Source organism: Streptomyces sp. BJ20 (assembly GCF_022869105.1).
Lineage (GTDB): Bacteria > Actinomycetota > Actinomycetes > Streptomycetales > Streptomycetaceae > Streptomyces > Streptomyces griseoincarnatus.
This window is the reverse complement of the sequence record NZ_CP094918.1, coordinates 190,060-206,754: the sequence shown is the minus strand read 5'-3', so window position 1 is coordinate 206,754 and position 16,695 is coordinate 190,060. Positions and strand designations below refer to the sequence as shown.

The window sequence follows — 16,695 nt, the reverse complement described above, 5'->3', positions numbered from 1 at the left end:
CCTCCGGACGTCACTCGTCGTGCCGGACCGGCCGCTGCCCGGGGGCTGCTCCCGGGTCTTCCCCGGCATCGCCGAACAGGTTCCGCCGGTGCCCGTGCCAGCGCTCCATCATCGCCTCGAGCTCCTTCTCCATGAACTCGAAGAAGGCCAGCGTCTCCGCCAGCCGCCGGCCTGCCGGGGTGTCCCGTCCCAGACTGGCGATGCCTTCCCGCAGGGCCCCCTCCCAGCGCCTGATGACGGCCTCGCGATTGGTGAGGGCCTCGTACCACTGCTCGCCGTGGACCCGGTAGCGCTCCCGGCGGGAGCCCGGTTCACGCTCGCGGGACACCATGTGCTGGCGCGCCATGTAGCGCACCGCCCCCGACACCGCGGCCGGTGAGATCCTGAGCCGTTCACTCAGCTCGGCGGAGGTCAGGACGCCGTCGTCGGAGGCGAGCAGGGCCACGAAGACGCGGGCGGGCATCCGCGGCAGCCCGGCCTCCACCAACTGCGCCGCGAAGTTCTCCACGAACCGCGAGACCGCCTCCGGGTCCCGGACCGTCCCGCCCGGTTCCGCCATGTCCGACCCTTTCCCCTGCTCAGGCACCACCGGTTCAGTCTAGTCAGCGTTTATACGCTTCCTTAACTTCACAAATCCGTGAACGAAGCGTACGTTCCCAGGCATGACGAAGGCCATCTCCGTGTCCGGGCTGCGCAAGTCGTTCGGCCGGACCCACGCACTGGACGGGCTCGACCTGACCGTCGGGACCGGCGAGGTCCACGGCTTCCTCGGCCCCAACGGCGCCGGCAAGTCGACCACCATCCGCGTGCTGCTCGGTCTGCTGCGCGCCGACTCCGGCACCGCCGAGGTGCTGGGGCAGGATCCGTGGCGCGACGCCGTGGCGCTGCACCGCCGCATCGCCTACGTCCCCGGTGACGTGGAGCTGTGGCCGGGGCTGACCGGCGGCGAGGCCATCGACCTGCTGGCCCGGCTGCGCGGCGGGCTCGACGAGCGGCGCCGCGCCGAACTCGTCGAGCGGTTCGACCTCGACCCGACCAAGAAGGGCCGCGCCTACTCCAAGGGCAACCGGCAGAAGGTCGCCATCGTCGCCGCGCTCGCCTCCGACGCCGAGCTGCTGCTGCTCGACGAGCCGACCGCGGGGCTCGACCCGCTGATGGAGGTCGTCTTCCAGGACGTCATCGCCGAGGCCAAGGCGGCCGGCCGGACCGTGCTGCTCTCCAGCCACATCCTGGCCCAGGTGGAGAAGCTCGCCGACCGGGTGAGCATCGTCCGCCAGGGCCGGACCGTCCAGTCCGGCACCCTCGGCGAGCTGCGTCATCTGACCCGCACCACCGTCGAGGCGGAGACCGAACGGCCCGCCGCGGACCTCGCCCGTCTGCCCGGCGTCCACGACCTGCGGACCGTCGACGAGGCCACCGGCCGGATCCGCTTCACCGTCGACGGCGCCCAGGTCGGCGCCGCCGTCCGCGCGCTCACCGACCTCGGCGTCCGCAGCCTGGTCAGCCATCCGCCCACCCTGGAGGAGCTGATGCTGCGCCACTACGGCGACGAGCTGGCCGCCAACGGGCACGGCGCCGGCGCCGACGGGCACACCACAGGACAGGGCACGAACGGAGAGCCGCGATGACCTCCGTCACCGCCGACCCCGGCACCCGTGCGCCCGCCGCACCGGTCGCGGGCGGCAACGCGCTGGCCGGCACGAGGACCCTGATCCGCTTCGCCCTGCGCCGGGACCGGGTCCGGCTCCCGGTGTGGATCCTGGCCCTGTTCCTCTCCACCCTCATGACGGCGAACAGCTTCAGGACGCTCTACAGCGACCCCGAGGACCGGGCGAACGCCGTCAAGAGCGTGGACAGCCCGGCCGGTCTGGCCATGTCCGGCCCCCGCCACTACCTCACCGACGACGGCTTCGGCTCCATCCTCAGCCACCAGATGATCGGCTTCACGGCCGTCCTCGTCGGCCTCATGAGCGTGCTGATCGTCACGCGGCACACCCGCGCGGAGGAGGAGACGGGCCGCGCCGAACTGGTGCGCTCGACCGTCGTCGGCCGGCACGCCCACCTCGCCGCCGCCCTGGCCGTCGCCACCCTGGCCAACCTCGCACTCGCCCTGCTGCTGGCCCTCGGCCTGGCCGGTCTGGGGATGGAGGGCATCGACACGGCGGGCTCGCTGGTCTACGGCTCCGCCCACGCCGCCGCCGGTCTCGTCTTCGCCGCCGTCGCCGCGGTCACCGTCCAGTTCACCGCGCACACGCGCGGCGCGTCCGGAACGGCGCTCGCGGTCATCGGCATCGCCTACGTGCTGCGCGCCGCCGGCGACAGCGGCACGAACGACACCCTGTCCTGGCTGTCCCCGATCGGCTGGGTGCAGCGCAGCTACCCGTACGTCGACAACCGCTGGTGGCCGCTGCTGCTGTGCCTGCTGTGCGCGACGGGGTGCGCGGCCGCGGGCTTCTGGCTCTCCACCCGCCGGGACGTGGGCGCGGGGCTGCGTCCGCAGAAACCGGGCAGCCCCACCGCCTCCGCCGCGCTCACCACATCGCTCGGCTTCGCCCTGCGCCTGCACCGGGGCCTGCTGGCCGGTTTCGGCGCCGGCCTGTTCCTGATGGGCGCGATGTACGGGTCGATCCTCGGGGACGCCGAGGAGATGCTGGCGGGCATCGACGAGATCGAGGAGGCCCTGGAGCGCATCGGCGGGGCGAGCGTCGCCGAGTCCTTCGCCTCGATGGTCATGGTCGTCCTGACGGTCGTGGCGTCGGTGTACGTCGTGATGGCGGCCCTGCGGCCCCGGTCCGAGGAGACGGCGGGCCGCGCCGAGCCCCTGCTCGCCACCGGCCTCTCACGCTCCCGCTGGGTCGGCGGTCATCTCGCCGTGGCCATGGGCGGCGGCACGGTCGTCCTGCTGCTGGCCGGGCTCGGCTTCGGCCTGGCCGGGGCGGCCTCGACCGGTGACGCCGGGCTGGTGCCCGACCTGACGGGCGCGGCCCTCGCGTACGCACCGGCCCTGTGGGTCACGGTCGGCGTGGCGGTGGTCCTCTTCGGCTGGTTCCCCCGGGCGAGCCAGACGGCCTGGGTCGTGCCGGTGTACGCGTTCGTGGCCGGCTATCTCGGCCAGATCCTCCAGTTCCCGGACTGGATGAACAACCTCTCCCCCTTCGGCCACATCCCCCGCCTGCCCGCCGCCGGCATGGACTGGACCCCGCTGTTCCTGCTGACCCTCGTCGCCGCCGCCCTGGTGTGGCTGGGCCTGACCGGCTTCCGCCGGCGGGACCTGGAGACGAAGTAGCCGTCATGGTGCTGATCAGCCGGGCGGATGATCAACCCAGTTCCACGGCCAGCCCCTCCAGCCCCCTGATCACGAAGTTCGGCTTGCGGACCGGCTCCGCGGCCGGACGGAGGGTGGGGGCCCGCTCCAGGAGGGCTGTCATCGAGGCGGCCAGTTCGATGCGGGCCAGGGGCGCGCCGATGCAGTAGTGGATGCCCGCGCTGAACGAGATGTGCGGGTTGTCGCGGCGGGCGAGGTCCAGGCGGGACGGGTCGGCGAAGACGGCCGGGTCGTGGTTGGCGGAGCCGAACAGCATCGCGATCTCCGCGCCGCGCGGGATCACCTGGCCGTCGATCTCGATCTCGTCCAGTACCCAGCGTTCGAAGAGCTGGAGCGGGGTGTCGAAGCGCATCAGCTCCTCGACGGCGGTGGGGACGAGGGAGTGGTCGGCGCGCAGGGCGGCGAGCTGGTCGGGGTGGCGGAACAGCGCCCACCAGCCGTTGACCGTCGAGTTCACGGTCGCCTCGTGGCCCGCGTTGAGCAGCAGGACACAGGTGGAGATCATCTCCTGCTCGGTGAGCCGGTCGCCCTCGTCGTGGGCGGCGATCAGACCGGAGATCAGGTCGTCGCCGGGGTTCTTGCGGCGCTCGGCGATCAGGTCGCGCAGGTAGTCCGAGAACTCGGCCGACGCGCGGACCGCCTTCGCCGCGGCCTCCTCGGACGGGTTCAGCTCGTACATCCCGCAGATGTCCGCCGACCAGGGGCGCAGCGGCGCGCGGTCGGACTCAGGGATGCCCAGCATCTCCGCGATCACCGCGACCGGCAGCGGCTCGGCGACGTCCCGCAGCAGGTCGCCCCCGCCCGCTTCGACGAGGCCCGCCACCAGCTCGTCGGCGAGCGTGCGCACGTACGGCCGCAGGCGCTCGACCGTGCGCGGGGTGAACGCCTTGGACACCAGGCGGCGGATGCGGGTGTGGTCCGGCGGTTCGAGGTCGAGCATGCCGTGGTCGTTGAGCGTGTGGAACGGCTCGTGCTCCGGCGGGGGCGGGGTGCGGCCGAACTCCTCGTGGCTGAACCGGTGCAGGTAGGTGCGCCCCAGGCGCCGGTCGCGCAACAGCGCCGAGACGTCCGCGTGGTGGGCGACCAGCCACTGGTCGGTCGGCTCGAAGTACCGTACCCGGCCCTGTTCCCGCAGCTCGGCGTAGGCGGGGTACGGGTCGGCGACGAACGCGGGGTCCCACGGGTCGAATGCGAGGTCGGAAGCGACTGCCATGGACGGACGGTAGTCCGCCGCCCCTCCCTCTGACCAGGGGTGCCGGGCGGTCCGTCAGGCGGCGCCGAAGTCGGGGAGGGTGACCGTGCCGTCCTCGGCGAGCGGGAGGCCGGGGTTGTGGGCGACCTCCCAGGCGTGGCCGTCGGGGTCGGTGAAGACGCCGGAGTAGAAGCCGATCTCGTTGAACACGGCCGGCTTGGTGACCGTGCCCCCGGCCAGGTCGGCCGCCGCGAGCAGCTCGTCGACCTCGGCGTCGGAGCGGACGTTGTGCGCGAGGACGATGCCGCCGAAGCCGCCCGGTGTCCCGGGGGCGAGGCCGGAGTCCCGGGCCAGCTTCTCCCGGCCCCACAGGACCAGTCCGAGACCGCCCGCCTGGAAGAAGACCGTCCCCTGGACCTCCTGGCCCCGCCAGCCCAACGCCTCGTAGAAGGCCTTCGAGCGGGCGAGGCCGGTGACGCCCAGCGTGATCAGGGTGATGCGCTGTTCCATGCGCCTCACCCTAGGCCGCACCGGCTCAGCCCGGCGTGACGAGACGCGCCTCGTAGGCGAAGACGGCCGCCTGGGTGCGGTCGCGCAGGCCCAGCTTCACCAGGATGCGGCTGACGTGCGTCTTGATCGTCGACTCGGCGACCACCAGCCGTCCGGCGATCTCCGCGTTCGACAGGCCCTGCGCGATCAGCACCAGCACCTCCGTCTCCCGCTCGGTGAGGTCCCCGTACGCGGCCTGCGCGGACGGCAGCACCCTGGGCACGTCGGAAAGCTTGGAGAACTCGGTGATCAGCCGCCGGGTGACCGACGGGGCGAGCAGCGCCTCGCCGGCCGCGACGACCCGGACGCCGTCGGCGAGCCGGCGGGCGGAGGCGTCCTTGAGGAGGAAGCCGGAGGCGCCCGCGCGCAGCGCCTGGTAGACGTACTCGTCGAGGTCGAAGGTGGTCAGGACCAGCACCTTGGCCGCGCCGTCCGCGGCGACGATCTCGCGGGTCGCCTCGATGCCGTTCAGCTCCGGCATGCGGATGTCCATCAGGACGACGTCGGGGGCGAGTTCGCGGACCTTGTCGACCGCCTGACGGCCGTTGACGGCCTCGCCGACGACCTCGATGTCCGGCATCGCGTTGAGCAGCACCGAGAAGCCCTCGCGGACCATCATCTGGTCGTCCGCGATCAGCACGCGAATGGTCATGCGTCACCCTCGTTCACCGCGGCGACCGGCAGGAACACCGCGACCTCGTAGCCGCCGTCCTCGGTCGGCCCGGCGGTCATCTCACCGTCCAGCATGGCGACCCGCTCCCGCATGCCGGTGATGCCGTGACCGGCGCCGATCGGAGAAGGCGGGCGAAGCCCTCCGTCAGGGGCGGTGGCCGGGTGACGGGTGGGCTTCACCAGGCTCGCCTCGGGCATCGGGCCGTTGACGACCCGGACCCCCAGACCGCCGAGGACGTACCCGATCTCCACGCGGGCGCTCGCGCCGGGCGCGTGCCGCAGGCTGTTGCTCAGCGCCTCCTGCACGATCCGGTACGCAGACAGCTCCACGCCCTGCGGCAGCTCCCGCACCGCGCCGGTCACCACCTTCTCCACGGTCAGCCCGGCGCCCCGCACGTTGACCAGGAGGGCGTCCAGGTCGGCGAGGGTGGGCTGCGGGGCGTCGGGAGCCTCGTAGTCCTCGGCGCGGACCACGCCGAGGATGCGGCGCAGCTCGGTGAGGGCGGCGACGGCGTTCTCCCGGATGGTGGCGAAGGCGCGTTCCAGCTCCTCCGGCGGGTTCTCCACCCGGTACGGCGCGGCCTCGGCCTGGATGGCGACCACCGACATGTGGTGAGCCACCACGTCGTGCAGCTCGCGGGCGATGGTGGTGCGCTCCTCCAGCAGCGTGCGCCGGGACCGCTCCTGCGCGGTGACCGTCTGCTGGGCGGTGACCTCCTGCTGCGCGGTGTGCCGGACGTGCCAGAGACAGACCAGGAGCAGGGCGAACGCCGAGAGGACCAGCATCGGGGCGCCGTTGGAGTAGTAGTACGACCCGCCGAAGATGATGTCCCCGAACACGGCGTACAGGGCGGTGACGCCCCACATCCACACGGCGGTGCGGGGCCGGGTGCGCAGCGCCACCACCACCAGGACGGTGAGGTGGGAGACGAACGAGCCGGGCATCCACGGCCAGTCGGACCCGGCGCCGTTGAGCAGCGCGGTCAGCGGGCCCGACGCGAGGGACAGCCAGAACGCGCCGACCGGCCGGGACAGGGTGACGACCACGGGGACCGCGCACAGCAGTCCGGCCAGCAGGGCCCGCCCGTCGCCGCCCGGCTCGCTGCCGGAGACGGCGCCGACCATCAGGGTGAGCAGCGCGATCGCCCCCACCACCGCGTGCGGGAGGCGCTCCGCGGCCGTGCGCATCCGCGCGGGCAGCCGGCGCAGGAGCGGGCCGTCCGCGGGACGGCGCCCCAGCGGGCGGTAGGCGAAGGGGTCGTGGAACAGGTCCTGGCGCAGCCCCTGGAGGGCGTTCTGGGCCAGCCGGTACTCCGGGCTGCGGTCACCGTCCCCGGTGCGCGGGGACTGCTGGTGCGTCGTCTCGGTCACGCTCACACGGTAGGCCGAGCGGGTGAGCCCGGTCGTCCCCGCTGAGAGGGGTTCCGGGGCGTCCGTCTGAAGTACTACGCAGGCCACGCGGGGTTACGCCACGGTACGCGCGGGCTCAGTAACCGGAGGGACGCACCAGCCCCGACTCGTAGGCGAACACCGCCGCCTGGGTGCGGTCGCGCAGGCCCAGCTTCACCAGGATGCGGCCGACGTGCGTCTTCACGGTCTGCTCGGCCACCACCAGCCGTACCGCGATCTCCGCGTTCGACAGGCCCTGCGCGATCAGCGACAGGACCTCCGTCTCCCGCTCGGTGAGGTCGCCGACCCTCTGGCGCAGGGGAGTGCGGGGCCGGGGGTCGAGCCGGGAGAACTCGGCGATCAGCCGCCGGGTGACGCCCGGCGCGAGCAACGCGTCCCCGGCGGCCACCACCCGCACCGCCTCGGCGAGCTGCTCGGCGGAGGCGTCCTTGAGGAGGAACCCGGAGGCGCCCGCGCGCAGCGCCTCGTACACGTACTCGTCGAGGTCGAAGGTGGTCAGCACCAGCACCTTCACCTCGGGGTGGGCGGCGGTGATGCGGGCGGTGGCCTCGATGCCGCCGAGTTCGGGCATGCGAATGTCCATCAGGACGACGTCCGGGGGGAGTTCACCGACCTTCTCGACCGCCTCGATCCCGTTCACCGCCTGGCCGACGACCTCGATGTCGGGCTGCGTGTTCAGCAGCACCGTGAAGCCCTGCCGGACCATCTGCTGGTCGTCGGCGATCAGTACGCGGATCATGCGGCGCCGTCCTGGGGAAGGGGGTCGGTGGCGGAAGGTGCGGACACGGGAAGGCGGGCCGCGACGCGGTAGCCGCGTCCTGACCAGGGCCCGGCGGTGAGCGTGCCGCCCAGCATGACCGCCCGCTCCCGCATGCCGAGCAGCCCGTGCCCGGCACCGGCGGACGGCGGCGCCTCCCGGGTGGGGGCGGTGTTCACCACCTCCACCCGCAGGGCGCGCGGCCCGTAGGCGAGGGTGACGTGCGCGGTGGCGCCGGGCGCGTGCCGCAGCACGTTGCTCAGCGCCTCCTGCACGATCCGGTACGCGGACAGCTCCACGCCGGGCGGCAGCGGCCGGCGTGCGCCGGTGACCTCGGTGGTCACGGTGAGTCCGGCGGCGCGGGTGTTCTCCACCAGCGCCTCCAGCCGGCCCAGGGTGGGCTGCGGGGCGTGCGCGCGCTCGCCGGGGGCGGGGTGTTCGGAGCGCAGCACGTCGAGGACGCGGCGCAGTTCGGTGAGCGCCTCGACGGCGTTCTGCCGGATGCCGGCTAGGTTCTCCCTCAGCTCGTCGGGCGGGTTCCGTACGAGGTGCGGAGCGACCTGCGCCTGGATGGAGATGACCGACATGTGGTGTGCCACCACGTCGTGCAGCTCCCGTGCGATGCGGCTGCGTTCCTCCAGCAGCGTGCGACGGGCCCGCTCCTCGGCGGTGAGCGTGGTCTGCTGCTCCAGCTCGGCGCGGGCCTCGCGGCGGCCGCGCAGGGCGATGCCGAGGACGACCACGACCGCTGACAGCGCAACGGTGACCTGGCCGGTGGGCGCGTAGTTCCACGCCCCCCACAGGCCCTGGAGGGCGTAGGTGAACAGCCCCGTCAGGAACAGCGCCTCGACCGACACCCGGGTGGGCACGCGCAGGGCGAGCAGCAGCAGCACGAGCAGGTGGGCCACGACGGCCCACGCGGTCCAGGGCCACGCGAAACCGTCGATCTGGCCGGCCATCAGCATGCGGCGCGTCAGTACGGCGACGGCCAGCGTGGCGCCGAGCGACAGCCACAGCGCCGGCACCGGCCGCCGCAGCGCGAGGACGGCCGCACAGCCCTGCCCCACCCCGAGCAGCATGGAGTAGCCGAGGTCCAGCCCTCCCTGATCGTTCAGTTGAACGGCTCCCACGATGGTCAGGACGACGGCGACGATCCATACGACCCCGTGCGGAAGCCACCGCAGCCACATCGACGGCGGCATGGGGTCGACCCGCGCGGTCAGCAGGTCGTCGCGCAGGATGCCCAGCCACCGCCGTATGTGCTCCGCCCCCGTGTCCACCACGCCGTTCAGACTAGACATGCGGGGCCCTCCCGGTCACAGGGTGGTGTGCGCGGACCACCTTCGACGGCCGCAGGCGCCGCCGGCCTCCGCCCCGTTCCCAGGTGCGGAACGCCGCCCCGCACACCGCGAGGGCGAGGACGAAGGCGACCAGCCAGGGCAGCCGGGCGGCGGCCCAGCCCAGGCCCTCGGGGACGGTGTGCAGGCCGGGCAGCGGGCCTGCCGGGAGAAGCGCGGCGGTGGTGGCCATCAGGGCGGTCTGGTGCCACAGGAAAACCGTCATCGCGGACAGGTTGACCAGCGCCACCGCCGCCCACGCGACCGGACTGCGCATCGCGTGGCGCAGCCGGTCCCGCAGCAGCAGCGCGAGCCCGCACTGGGCGAGACCGAAGGTGACGGCGGCCAGGGTCGGCGGGTTGAGGTTGGACACCTCGGCGCCCGGCACCCCGACCATCGCGGCCGGATACCCCGCCCATGCGACCAGTGCCGCCGTCGCCGCCGTACCGCCGCCCAGCAGCACCCACCCGGACCTGCGGCCGTCCAGCTCGCCCCGGGCCCAGGCCGCGCCCAGCGTGTACGGCACCAGCCAGCCCGCGGCGAGGTTCAGCCAGCCCAGTCCGTCGGGGGCGCCGAGGCCGAAGCGGAGCACGTCGACGTGGAGGACGACGGCCGACGGCCACAGCGGATGCAGCCGGGCGACCAGCGGGGTCGCGGCCGTGAGGACGGCGAAGACCAGCAGGAACCACATCGGGGACAGCGCCAGCTTCACCAGCGTCCGCACGGTCCCGTACTCGGCGTCGGACAGCAGCAGCGCGAGCGTCACGACCGTCCACAGGGTGAGGAGTGCGACGACCGGCCCGAACAGCCGCGCCAGCCGGGCGTGCAGCCACCGCCGGTACGGCGTCCCGCGCTCCCGCGCCGAGGCGTACGAGCGGGTCGCGACGTGCCCGCCGACCAGGAAGAACACGGCGAGGGTCTGGAAGGCCCAGGACACCGGGGCCAGCCAGGGCATGTGCTGGAGCGGGCTCGCGGCGCGCAGGCTGCGCCCGTCCGCGACCAGCGCGGTGACCAGCCAGTGCCCGAGGACCACGCCGAGCACGGCGAAGGCACGCAGGGCGTCGACGGCGCGGTCACGGTGGGCGGGTGTGGCCGCGTCGACGCGGGCGGCGGTGTCGCGTAGCGCGACGGTGAGGCGGGTCATCGGGTCACCTCCTGGGTGTGGCCGAGGACGATGCGGGTGAGGGTGGCCAGGGAGAGGGAGCCGGGGGCGAAGTAGTCGCTGTGTCCGCCGTCGCCGGCGGCGAAGACGCGGGCGCCGTACTCCTCGGACACGGGGTCGGTGCCGAAGCCGACGGTGGTGCCGAACAGGGCGGCGTCGAGGTGCGGGACGTGCTCGACCCAGTCGCCGGCGCCGCGCGCGGCCCACACCCGGGCGCGGGTGCGCAGATCGGCGGCGGTATCGGCGCCGGTGCCGGGGCTGCCGAGGAAGACCAGGTCGTCGACGTCGAGTCCGGCGGCGGCCCGCGCGCAGACGACGGAGCCGTAGGAGTGGCAGAGCAGGGAGACACGGGCGCGGGGGGCGGCGACCGACCGCAGGTCCTCGACGAACGCACGCAGTTCGGGTGCCGCCTCCTCCGCGCGGCCGGTCGTCGCGACGGAGGGGCTGACCGTGCCGGGTGTCTCGTAGCCGAGCCACGCCACGACCGCCGTGCGGACTCCGGTGGGCGCTTCACGGTTCAGCCGCTGGTGCAGGGCGAGGGCGGTGGCGCGGAAGCGGTCGTAGGTGTCGATGCCGGTGTCGGACCCGGGGACCAGGACGGCGACGCGGTCGGCGTGCGCGAGGTCGCCGAGGACCTCGGTGACCAGGCCGGCGCCACGTCCGTCGAAATACAGCAACTGCGCTTGGGCCAGGGCGCGTTCGACGGCCGCGCGGTCCCGGTACCCGTGGTCGGCCGCGGTGCGGGCCGCCTCGGCGGCGTTGGCCCGGTGGGCGGCGTAGGTAGCGTCGAGTCCGGCGACGGCCGGGGGCGCGAGCTGGGCGGGCGGCGGGGCGGGCGCCTGCGGGCCGGCGGCCCCGGCGAGGGGCACGGCCACGGCGGCGGCGACGAGCGCGGCGAGCAGACCACGCCGCAGCCGGCCCGCCGGGCGGTGTGCCGTGGTCTCCGCCCCGTCCGGTCTCGTGCCGGGAGTCCCCCGCTCGCGCCCCTGTTCCATCGTCGCCGCTTCCCTTCCCGTCCGCCCGCCCATCGGGCCTGTCAGGAAGGGAAGTTACGGAGCGTGGTCGGTAACCCGCGTCCCACCGGGGGACTCATCCGCGGGGTAGCTCTCAGGTACTAGGGGTACGACGAAGCTTGCCTGTAGGCGGAGTTGGGCTCACCACGCGAGCTGGGCGATCTCCTCCGCGACGACCGCGCAGGCGTCCGCCGCGGGATCGATGAGCGGGAAATGGCCGACGTCCGGCAGCAGGGTGACCCCGACGACCTCGCCGGCCTTCGCCGCCGCGTCCGCGTACGACTCGGCGACCGCGTGCGGGACTTCGATGTCGGCGCGGCCCTGGACGAGGGTGGTGGCGATACCGGTGGGCAGCAGCAGCGCCGGGTCGGCGTGCGGCCTGCGCTCGGCGAAGTGGTCGTCACCGCCGAGGAGTTCGCGGATGGCACCGCCGCACACGCCGAGCTTGTCGGCGACCTCGAGGTCCGCGACGGGGGCGAGGGCGACGACCCCGCGCAGGGGCGCCGGGGCGTCGGTGCGCCAGGGCGAACCGGCGGGCAGGACGTGCCGGGCGGCGGCCCACAGGGCGAGGTGCCCGCCCGCGGAGTGGCCAGTGAGGACGACGCGGCGCGGGTCACCCGCCGGGAGGTGCTCGCGTATCAGCGCGGGAAGGGCGTCCAGCGCGGCGGCGACGTCGTCGAAGGTGTCGGGCCAGCGTCCGGCCACCGGGTCGCCGCCGTCCGCCCCGGCCGCTCCGCGCCGGTATTCGACGCTGGCCACGGCGAAGCCGCGGTGCGCGAGGAACGCGGCGAACGGGCTGATGTGACGCCGGTCGTAGGGGGCGCGCCAGGCGCCGCCGTGCAGGACGACGACCACCGGCGCGGATCCGCTCCCGCCGCGCGGCGTCCAGAAGTCGATGACGTGGTCGGGGTCGTCGCCGTAGGCCGCCGTGGCGTCCGGATCGACCGGCGGGTGGGAGAAGGCCGACTTCTCCTCGGCGGCGGCCCGGGCGGCTGCGACGTCGTCCGTCATGCTCCAACCTCTCAGCGATACAACGTGGTTCGACCGGACCGGGCGTGTACACGGCCGTTCGGGCGGGACGGTACCAGCACTGCACCCGCCCCTCTCACCAGGAGGCCCCGCCTGACCGGCGGGAACGGGGCCGGAACACCGCCGTCCCGGCCCCGTCGGGTCAGCCCAGCTCCTCGGCGAGTGCCCGCGCGGCCCGTTCCACGTCGGCGAAACCGACGTAGAGCGGGGTGAATCCGAAGCGGAGCACGTCCGGGTGGCGGAAGTCGCCGACCACGCCCCGGTCGATGAGCCGCCGCATCACCGGTCCCGCGTCCGGACAGCGCAGGGCCACCTGGCTGCCCCGCTCCGTGTGCGGCAGCGGGGTGAGGCACTCCACGCGGCCCTCGGGGACGTACTCCCCGACGCACTCCAGGAAGAAGTCGGTCAGGGCGAGGGACTTGGCGCGGACCGCCTCGACCGTCACCCCGTCCCACACCTCGAGCGCCGCCTCCAGGGCGAGCATGGAGAGGATGTCGGGGGTGCCGACCCGCCCGCGCACCGCGCCCTCCGCCGGCGCGTAGTCGGAGCGCATCCCGAAGGGCTCCGCGTGCGAGTTCCAGCCCGGCAGCGGGGAGTCGAAGCGGTCCTGGAGGTCCGCCCGCACGTACAGGTACGCGGGCGATCCGGGGCCGCCGTTGAGGTACTTGTAGGTGCAGCCGACGGCCAGGTCAACGCCGTGCGCGTCCAGGCCGACCGGCAGCGCGCCCGCACTGTGGCACAGGTCCCAGACGGCGTACGCGCCCGCCGCGTGCGCGGCCGCCGTGAGCGACGGCAGGTCGTGCAGCCGGCCGGTGCGGTAGTCCACGTGGTTGAGCAGCACGGCGGCCGTGCGCTCCCCGAGCGCGCCCGACACCTCCGAGGGCTCCACGGGACGCAGCGTGCAGCCGGTCATGCGGGCCGCCGACCCGGCGATGTAGCCGTCCGTCGGGAACGTGGTCGCGTCGACCAGGATCTCGTCCCGGCCCGGACCGGTCTCCTGGGCCAGCCGCACCGCGCCGACCAGCGCCTTGAACACGTTGACGCTGGTGGAGTCGCCCACCACGATCTGCCCGGCCGCCGCGCCGACCAGCGGGGCGACCCGGTCGCCGATCCGCTCCGGCGCCGTCCACCAGCCGCTCTCCGTCCAGGAGCGGATGCGCATCTCGCCCCACTGGCGGCCGACCACGTCCGCGACCCGGCCGGGCACGGCGACGGGCAGCGCGCCCAGCGAGTTGCCGTCCAGGTAGACCGCGCCCTCGGGCCCGTCGAGGACGAACTCCGCGCGCTTGGCGGCGAGCTCGTCGCCCGCGTCCAGCTTCTCCGCCTTCCGTGTCAGCTCAGACATAGGACCGCGCCGTCCACAGCTCGGGGAAGACGCTCTTCTGCGCCCGCTTCTCCAGCCAGGCCACTCCGGCGGACCCTCCTGTCCCGGTCTTGGCTCCCATGGCCCGGCGGGTGGCGACCAAGTGGTCGTTGCGCCAGCGCCACACCAGTTCGGCGACGTCGGTCAGCGCCTCGCCGAGCCGCGCCACCTCGTCCCGCTCGTCGCCCGCGTAGACGGACGTCCAGATCTCCTCGACCTCACGCGACGGCTCGTACTTCCGCGACACGTCGCGCTCCAGCACGTCCTTGGGCACGGGGTGGCCACGCCGGGCGAGGAACCGCAGCACCTCGTCGTAGAGGCTGGGCTCGTGCAGGGCCTTCTCCAGCTCGGCGTGCACCCGCGGCGCTCCCCGGTGCGGGACGAGCATCGACGCGGACTTGTCACCGAGCAGGAACTCCATGCGCCGGTACATCGCCGACTGGAAGCCGGAGCCCTCGCCGAGGGCGCTCCGGTAGGAGTTGAACTGGGCCGGGGTGAGTCCGGCCAGCGGCCGCCAGGAGGCGTTCAGCGCCTCCAGTTCGCGCCGTGAGCGGCGCAGCGCGTCGACCGCGGTCGGCACGTCGTCGCGGCGCAGCGCCTGCGCCGCGGTCTCCCACTCGTGCACGATCACGGTGAACCACAGCTCCATCACCTGGGTGGTGACCAGGAAGACCATCTCTCCGGGATCGTCCGAGAGGGTGTGCTGGAGGTGGGTGAGGACGTCGGCCTTGACGTAGTCCTCGTAGGGGGTCGTCCCTTGGAAGTCGAGATGCGGGGTCTCGGGCTCGTGAGCCTCGTGGGACATCGCTGTCTCCTGAAATGTTCTCCGGGTAGCGGTCCGCCCCTGCCGTTACCGGCACGGGGGCCCCGGTCCCCACGGTGCATCCTGCGCAATCGTCCCCCACCGCCGCAAGGCCCGCCTGCCGAGCAGACGGGCCTCGCTGTGATCACATTCCGTTTTCCGGCCGGTTCAGCCCAGGACCTGGGCCGCCGTGGGCGAGGAGTCCTTCAGGAACTGGCTGCAGCGCTCGTACTCCTCCTGCTCACCGATCGCCTGCGCGGCGCGGGCGAGGGCGTGCAGGGCGCGCAGGAAGCCGCGGTTCGGCTCGTGCTCCCACGGCACGGGGCCGTGGCCCTTCCAGCCGTTGCGGCGCAGCGCGTCCAGGCCGCGGTGGTAGCCCGTGCGGGCGTACGCGTAGGACTCGACGACGCTGTCCCGCTCGAACGCCTCGTCGGCGAGCCGCGCCCAGGCAAGCGAGGAGGTGGGGTACCGGCCGGCGACCTCGGCGGCGGTGGCGCCGGACGCCAGCAGCTCACGCGGCTCGGGGTCGTCGGGGAGGTGGGTCGGGGGCGGGCCCCCGAGGAGGTTCTCGTGAATGGACATGGGTCCAGTCTCGTACATCAGGCGATGCTGCTCCCCCGGCGCGGGTCCGCCTCCAGCGGGGGCACGGCCACACTGCCGTGGGTACGGCACTCGGGGCGCCGGCAGCCCGGTGCGGGACGGCGCACGGTCGCCGCGGCGAGGAGCGCGCCGATCACCAGGATGCCCGCGCACAGCAGCATCGCCCGGTCGAAGGCGGCGTCGAACCGCTCCGGCTGCCGGAACGCCTCCGGGCCCATCCCGGCGAGCAGCGGCAGCGCGGCCACCGCCAGCAGTCCGGCGGCCCGGGCGGCCGCGTTGTTGACCCCGCTGGCCAGGCCCGCCCGCGCGACGTCCACGGACGCCAGCACGGACGCCGTGAGCGGCGCGACCAGGGCGACCATGCCGAGGCCCAGCACGAGCAGCGCCGGCAGCACGTCGGCCGCGTACGAGGCGCCGGGCCCGACCCGCAGCATCATCAGCACCCCGGCGGCGCACAGCAGCGGGCCTACGGTGAGGGGCAGGCGCGGTCCGATCCGGTCCGCCAGCTCGCCCGAGCGGGCGGAGAGCAGCAGCATCAGGGCGGTCGTCGGCAGCAGGGCCGTCCCCGCGGCGAGGGCGGACCAGCCGACTGCGACCTGGAGCTGGAGCGCGGCGAGGAAGAAGAACCCGCCGAACGCCGCGTACACGCACAGGGTGACGCCGTTGACGGCGGAGAACTGGCGGGACGCGAAGATCTCCAGCGGCATCATCGGACCCGGCCGCCGCTTCTCCACCAGCACGAAACCGACGGCGGCGGCGAGCCCCGCCACCGCGGACACGACGACCAGCGGCGACCCGTCACCGGCCCCGATCAGCGCGTACGTCACCAGCGCGAGCGCGACCGCGCCGAGCGCCGCGCCGAACACGTCGAAGCGTCCCTCCGCCGGTCCGCCCGACGACTCCGGCACATGGCGCAGGGCCACCGGCGCGCACAGCAGGGCGAGCGGCACGTTGATCAGGAACACCCAGCGCCAGCCGGGCCCGTCCACCAGCCAGCCGCCGAGGAACGGGCCCACGGCCGCCCCGATGCCGCCGAAACCGGACCACAGGCCGACCGCGCGGCCCCGGTCGTCGGGGTGGAAGGACGCCTGGATCAGCGCGAGCGAGCCGGGGGTGAGCAGCGCCCCGCCCGCGCCCTGGAGCGCCCGGGCCGCGATCAACACGCCCTCGTTCGGCGCGATCCCGCACAGCAGGGAGGCGGCGGCGAACCAGAGCACACCGACGACGAAGACCCGGCGCCGTCCGAACCGGTCGCCCAGCGCCCCGCCCAGCAGGATCAGCCCGGCCAGCGTGACCAGATAGGCGTTGACGGTCCACTGGAGCGCGGCGAGGTCGGCGTCGAGGTCCTCGCCGATGCGCGGCAGGGCGACGTTGACGACGGTCGAGTCGAGCAGGGCCATGCCGGAGCCGAGGACCGTGGTGAACAGGATCCACCTGCCCTGGGGGGACGCCAGCCGGACATCGGGCATACCGGGAGCATACGG

Annotated in this window: 16 protein-coding genes; 2 read left to right on the top strand and 14 right to left on the bottom strand. The window is 73.8% G+C overall.

Annotated elements, in window-relative coordinates:
• Positions 1-10: 10 nt before the first annotated feature.
• The gene (locus MTR79_RS01025; RefSeq protein ID WP_086704067.1) at positions 11-559 is read right to left on the bottom strand and encodes a MarR family transcriptional regulator; all 549 of its coding nucleotides are present in this window, start codon (positions 557-559) and stop codon (positions 11-13) included.
• Positions 560-662: 103 nt separating this feature from the next.
• Between MTR79_RS01025 and MTR79_RS01020 the strand changes: the two genes are divergently transcribed.
• A complete protein-coding gene (locus MTR79_RS01020) occupies positions 663-1,628 on the top strand; it encodes an ABC transporter ATP-binding protein (protein WP_189363838.1) in 966 nt (321 codons plus the stop codon).
• Positions 1,625-3,286, top strand: a complete 1,662-nt coding sequence (locus tag MTR79_RS01015; protein WP_244788773.1) for an ABC transporter permease — start codon at positions 1,625-1,627, stop codon at positions 3,284-3,286. Before MTR79_RS01020 ends, MTR79_RS01015 begins: the two co-directional genes overlap by 4 nt.
• 31 nt (positions 3,287-3,317) lie before the next feature.
• Here the strand turns inward: MTR79_RS01015 and MTR79_RS01010 are convergent, their stop codons facing one another.
• From MTR79_RS01010 to MTR79_RS00950, 13 genes are all read right to left on the bottom strand, one after another.
• Entirely contained in the window at positions 3,318-4,538 is a 1,221-nt protein-coding gene (locus MTR79_RS01010; protein WP_086704061.1) for a cytochrome P450, read from the bottom strand.
• A 54-nt stretch (positions 4,539-4,592) separates the two neighbouring features.
• Positions 4,593-5,027: a VOC family protein gene (locus MTR79_RS01005; RefSeq protein ID WP_244788771.1), complete on the bottom strand. Its 435-nt coding sequence runs from the start codon at positions 5,025-5,027 to the stop codon at positions 4,593-4,595.
• A 25-nt stretch (positions 5,028-5,052) separates the two neighbouring features.
• Positions 5,053-5,718, bottom strand: coding sequence for a response regulator transcription factor (locus tag MTR79_RS01000; RefSeq protein WP_048457041.1), 666 nt, complete (start codon positions 5,716-5,718; stop codon positions 5,053-5,055).
• On the bottom strand, positions 5,715-7,109 hold the full coding sequence (locus MTR79_RS00995) for a histidine kinase (RefSeq protein WP_244788769.1): 1,395 nt from the start codon (positions 7,107-7,109) through the stop codon (positions 5,715-5,717). Before MTR79_RS00995 ends, MTR79_RS01000 begins: the two co-directional genes overlap by 4 nt.
• Before the next feature lie 115 nt (positions 7,110-7,224).
• Complete coding sequence (locus MTR79_RS00990; RefSeq protein WP_086704057.1) at positions 7,225-7,887, bottom strand: response regulator transcription factor; 663 nt, start codon at positions 7,885-7,887, stop codon at positions 7,225-7,227.
• A complete protein-coding gene (locus tag MTR79_RS00985) occupies positions 7,884-9,206 on the bottom strand; it encodes a sensor histidine kinase (protein WP_244788767.1) in 1,323 nt (440 codons plus the stop codon). The genes MTR79_RS00990 and MTR79_RS00985 overlap by 4 nt, the downstream gene beginning before the upstream one ends.
• Complete coding sequence (locus tag MTR79_RS00980; protein WP_244788765.1) at positions 9,199-10,386, bottom strand: acyltransferase; 1,188 nt, start codon at positions 10,384-10,386, stop codon at positions 9,199-9,201. Before MTR79_RS00980 ends, MTR79_RS00985 begins: the two co-directional genes overlap by 8 nt.
• Positions 10,383-11,399, bottom strand: a complete 1,017-nt coding sequence (locus MTR79_RS00975) for an alpha/beta hydrolase (RefSeq protein ID WP_086704052.1) — start codon at positions 11,397-11,399, stop codon at positions 10,383-10,385. The genes MTR79_RS00980 and MTR79_RS00975 overlap by 4 nt, the downstream gene beginning before the upstream one ends.
• Before the next feature lie 159 nt (positions 11,400-11,558).
• A complete protein-coding gene (locus MTR79_RS00970) occupies positions 11,559-12,428 on the bottom strand; it encodes an alpha/beta hydrolase (protein ID WP_189363833.1) in 870 nt (289 codons plus the stop codon).
• Between the two features lie 160 nt (positions 12,429-12,588).
• Complete coding sequence (gene kynU / locus MTR79_RS00965; RefSeq protein ID WP_244788763.1) at positions 12,589-13,791, bottom strand: kynureninase; 1,203 nt, start codon at positions 13,789-13,791, stop codon at positions 12,589-12,591.
• Entirely contained in the window at positions 13,784-14,614 is an 831-nt protein-coding gene (locus tag MTR79_RS00960; RefSeq protein WP_086704048.1) for a tryptophan 2,3-dioxygenase family protein, read from the bottom strand. The genes kynU and MTR79_RS00960 overlap by 8 nt, the downstream gene beginning before the upstream one ends.
• Positions 14,615-14,779: 165 nt before the next feature.
• Positions 14,780-15,193, bottom strand: coding sequence for a DUF3151 domain-containing protein (locus tag MTR79_RS00955; RefSeq protein WP_086704046.1), 414 nt, complete (start codon positions 15,191-15,193; stop codon positions 14,780-14,782).
• Between the two features lie 17 nt (positions 15,194-15,210).
• Positions 15,211-16,680, bottom strand: a complete 1,470-nt coding sequence (locus MTR79_RS00950; RefSeq protein WP_086704045.1) for an MFS transporter — start codon at positions 16,678-16,680, stop codon at positions 15,211-15,213.
• Between the last annotated feature and the right edge of the window lie 15 nt (positions 16,681-16,695).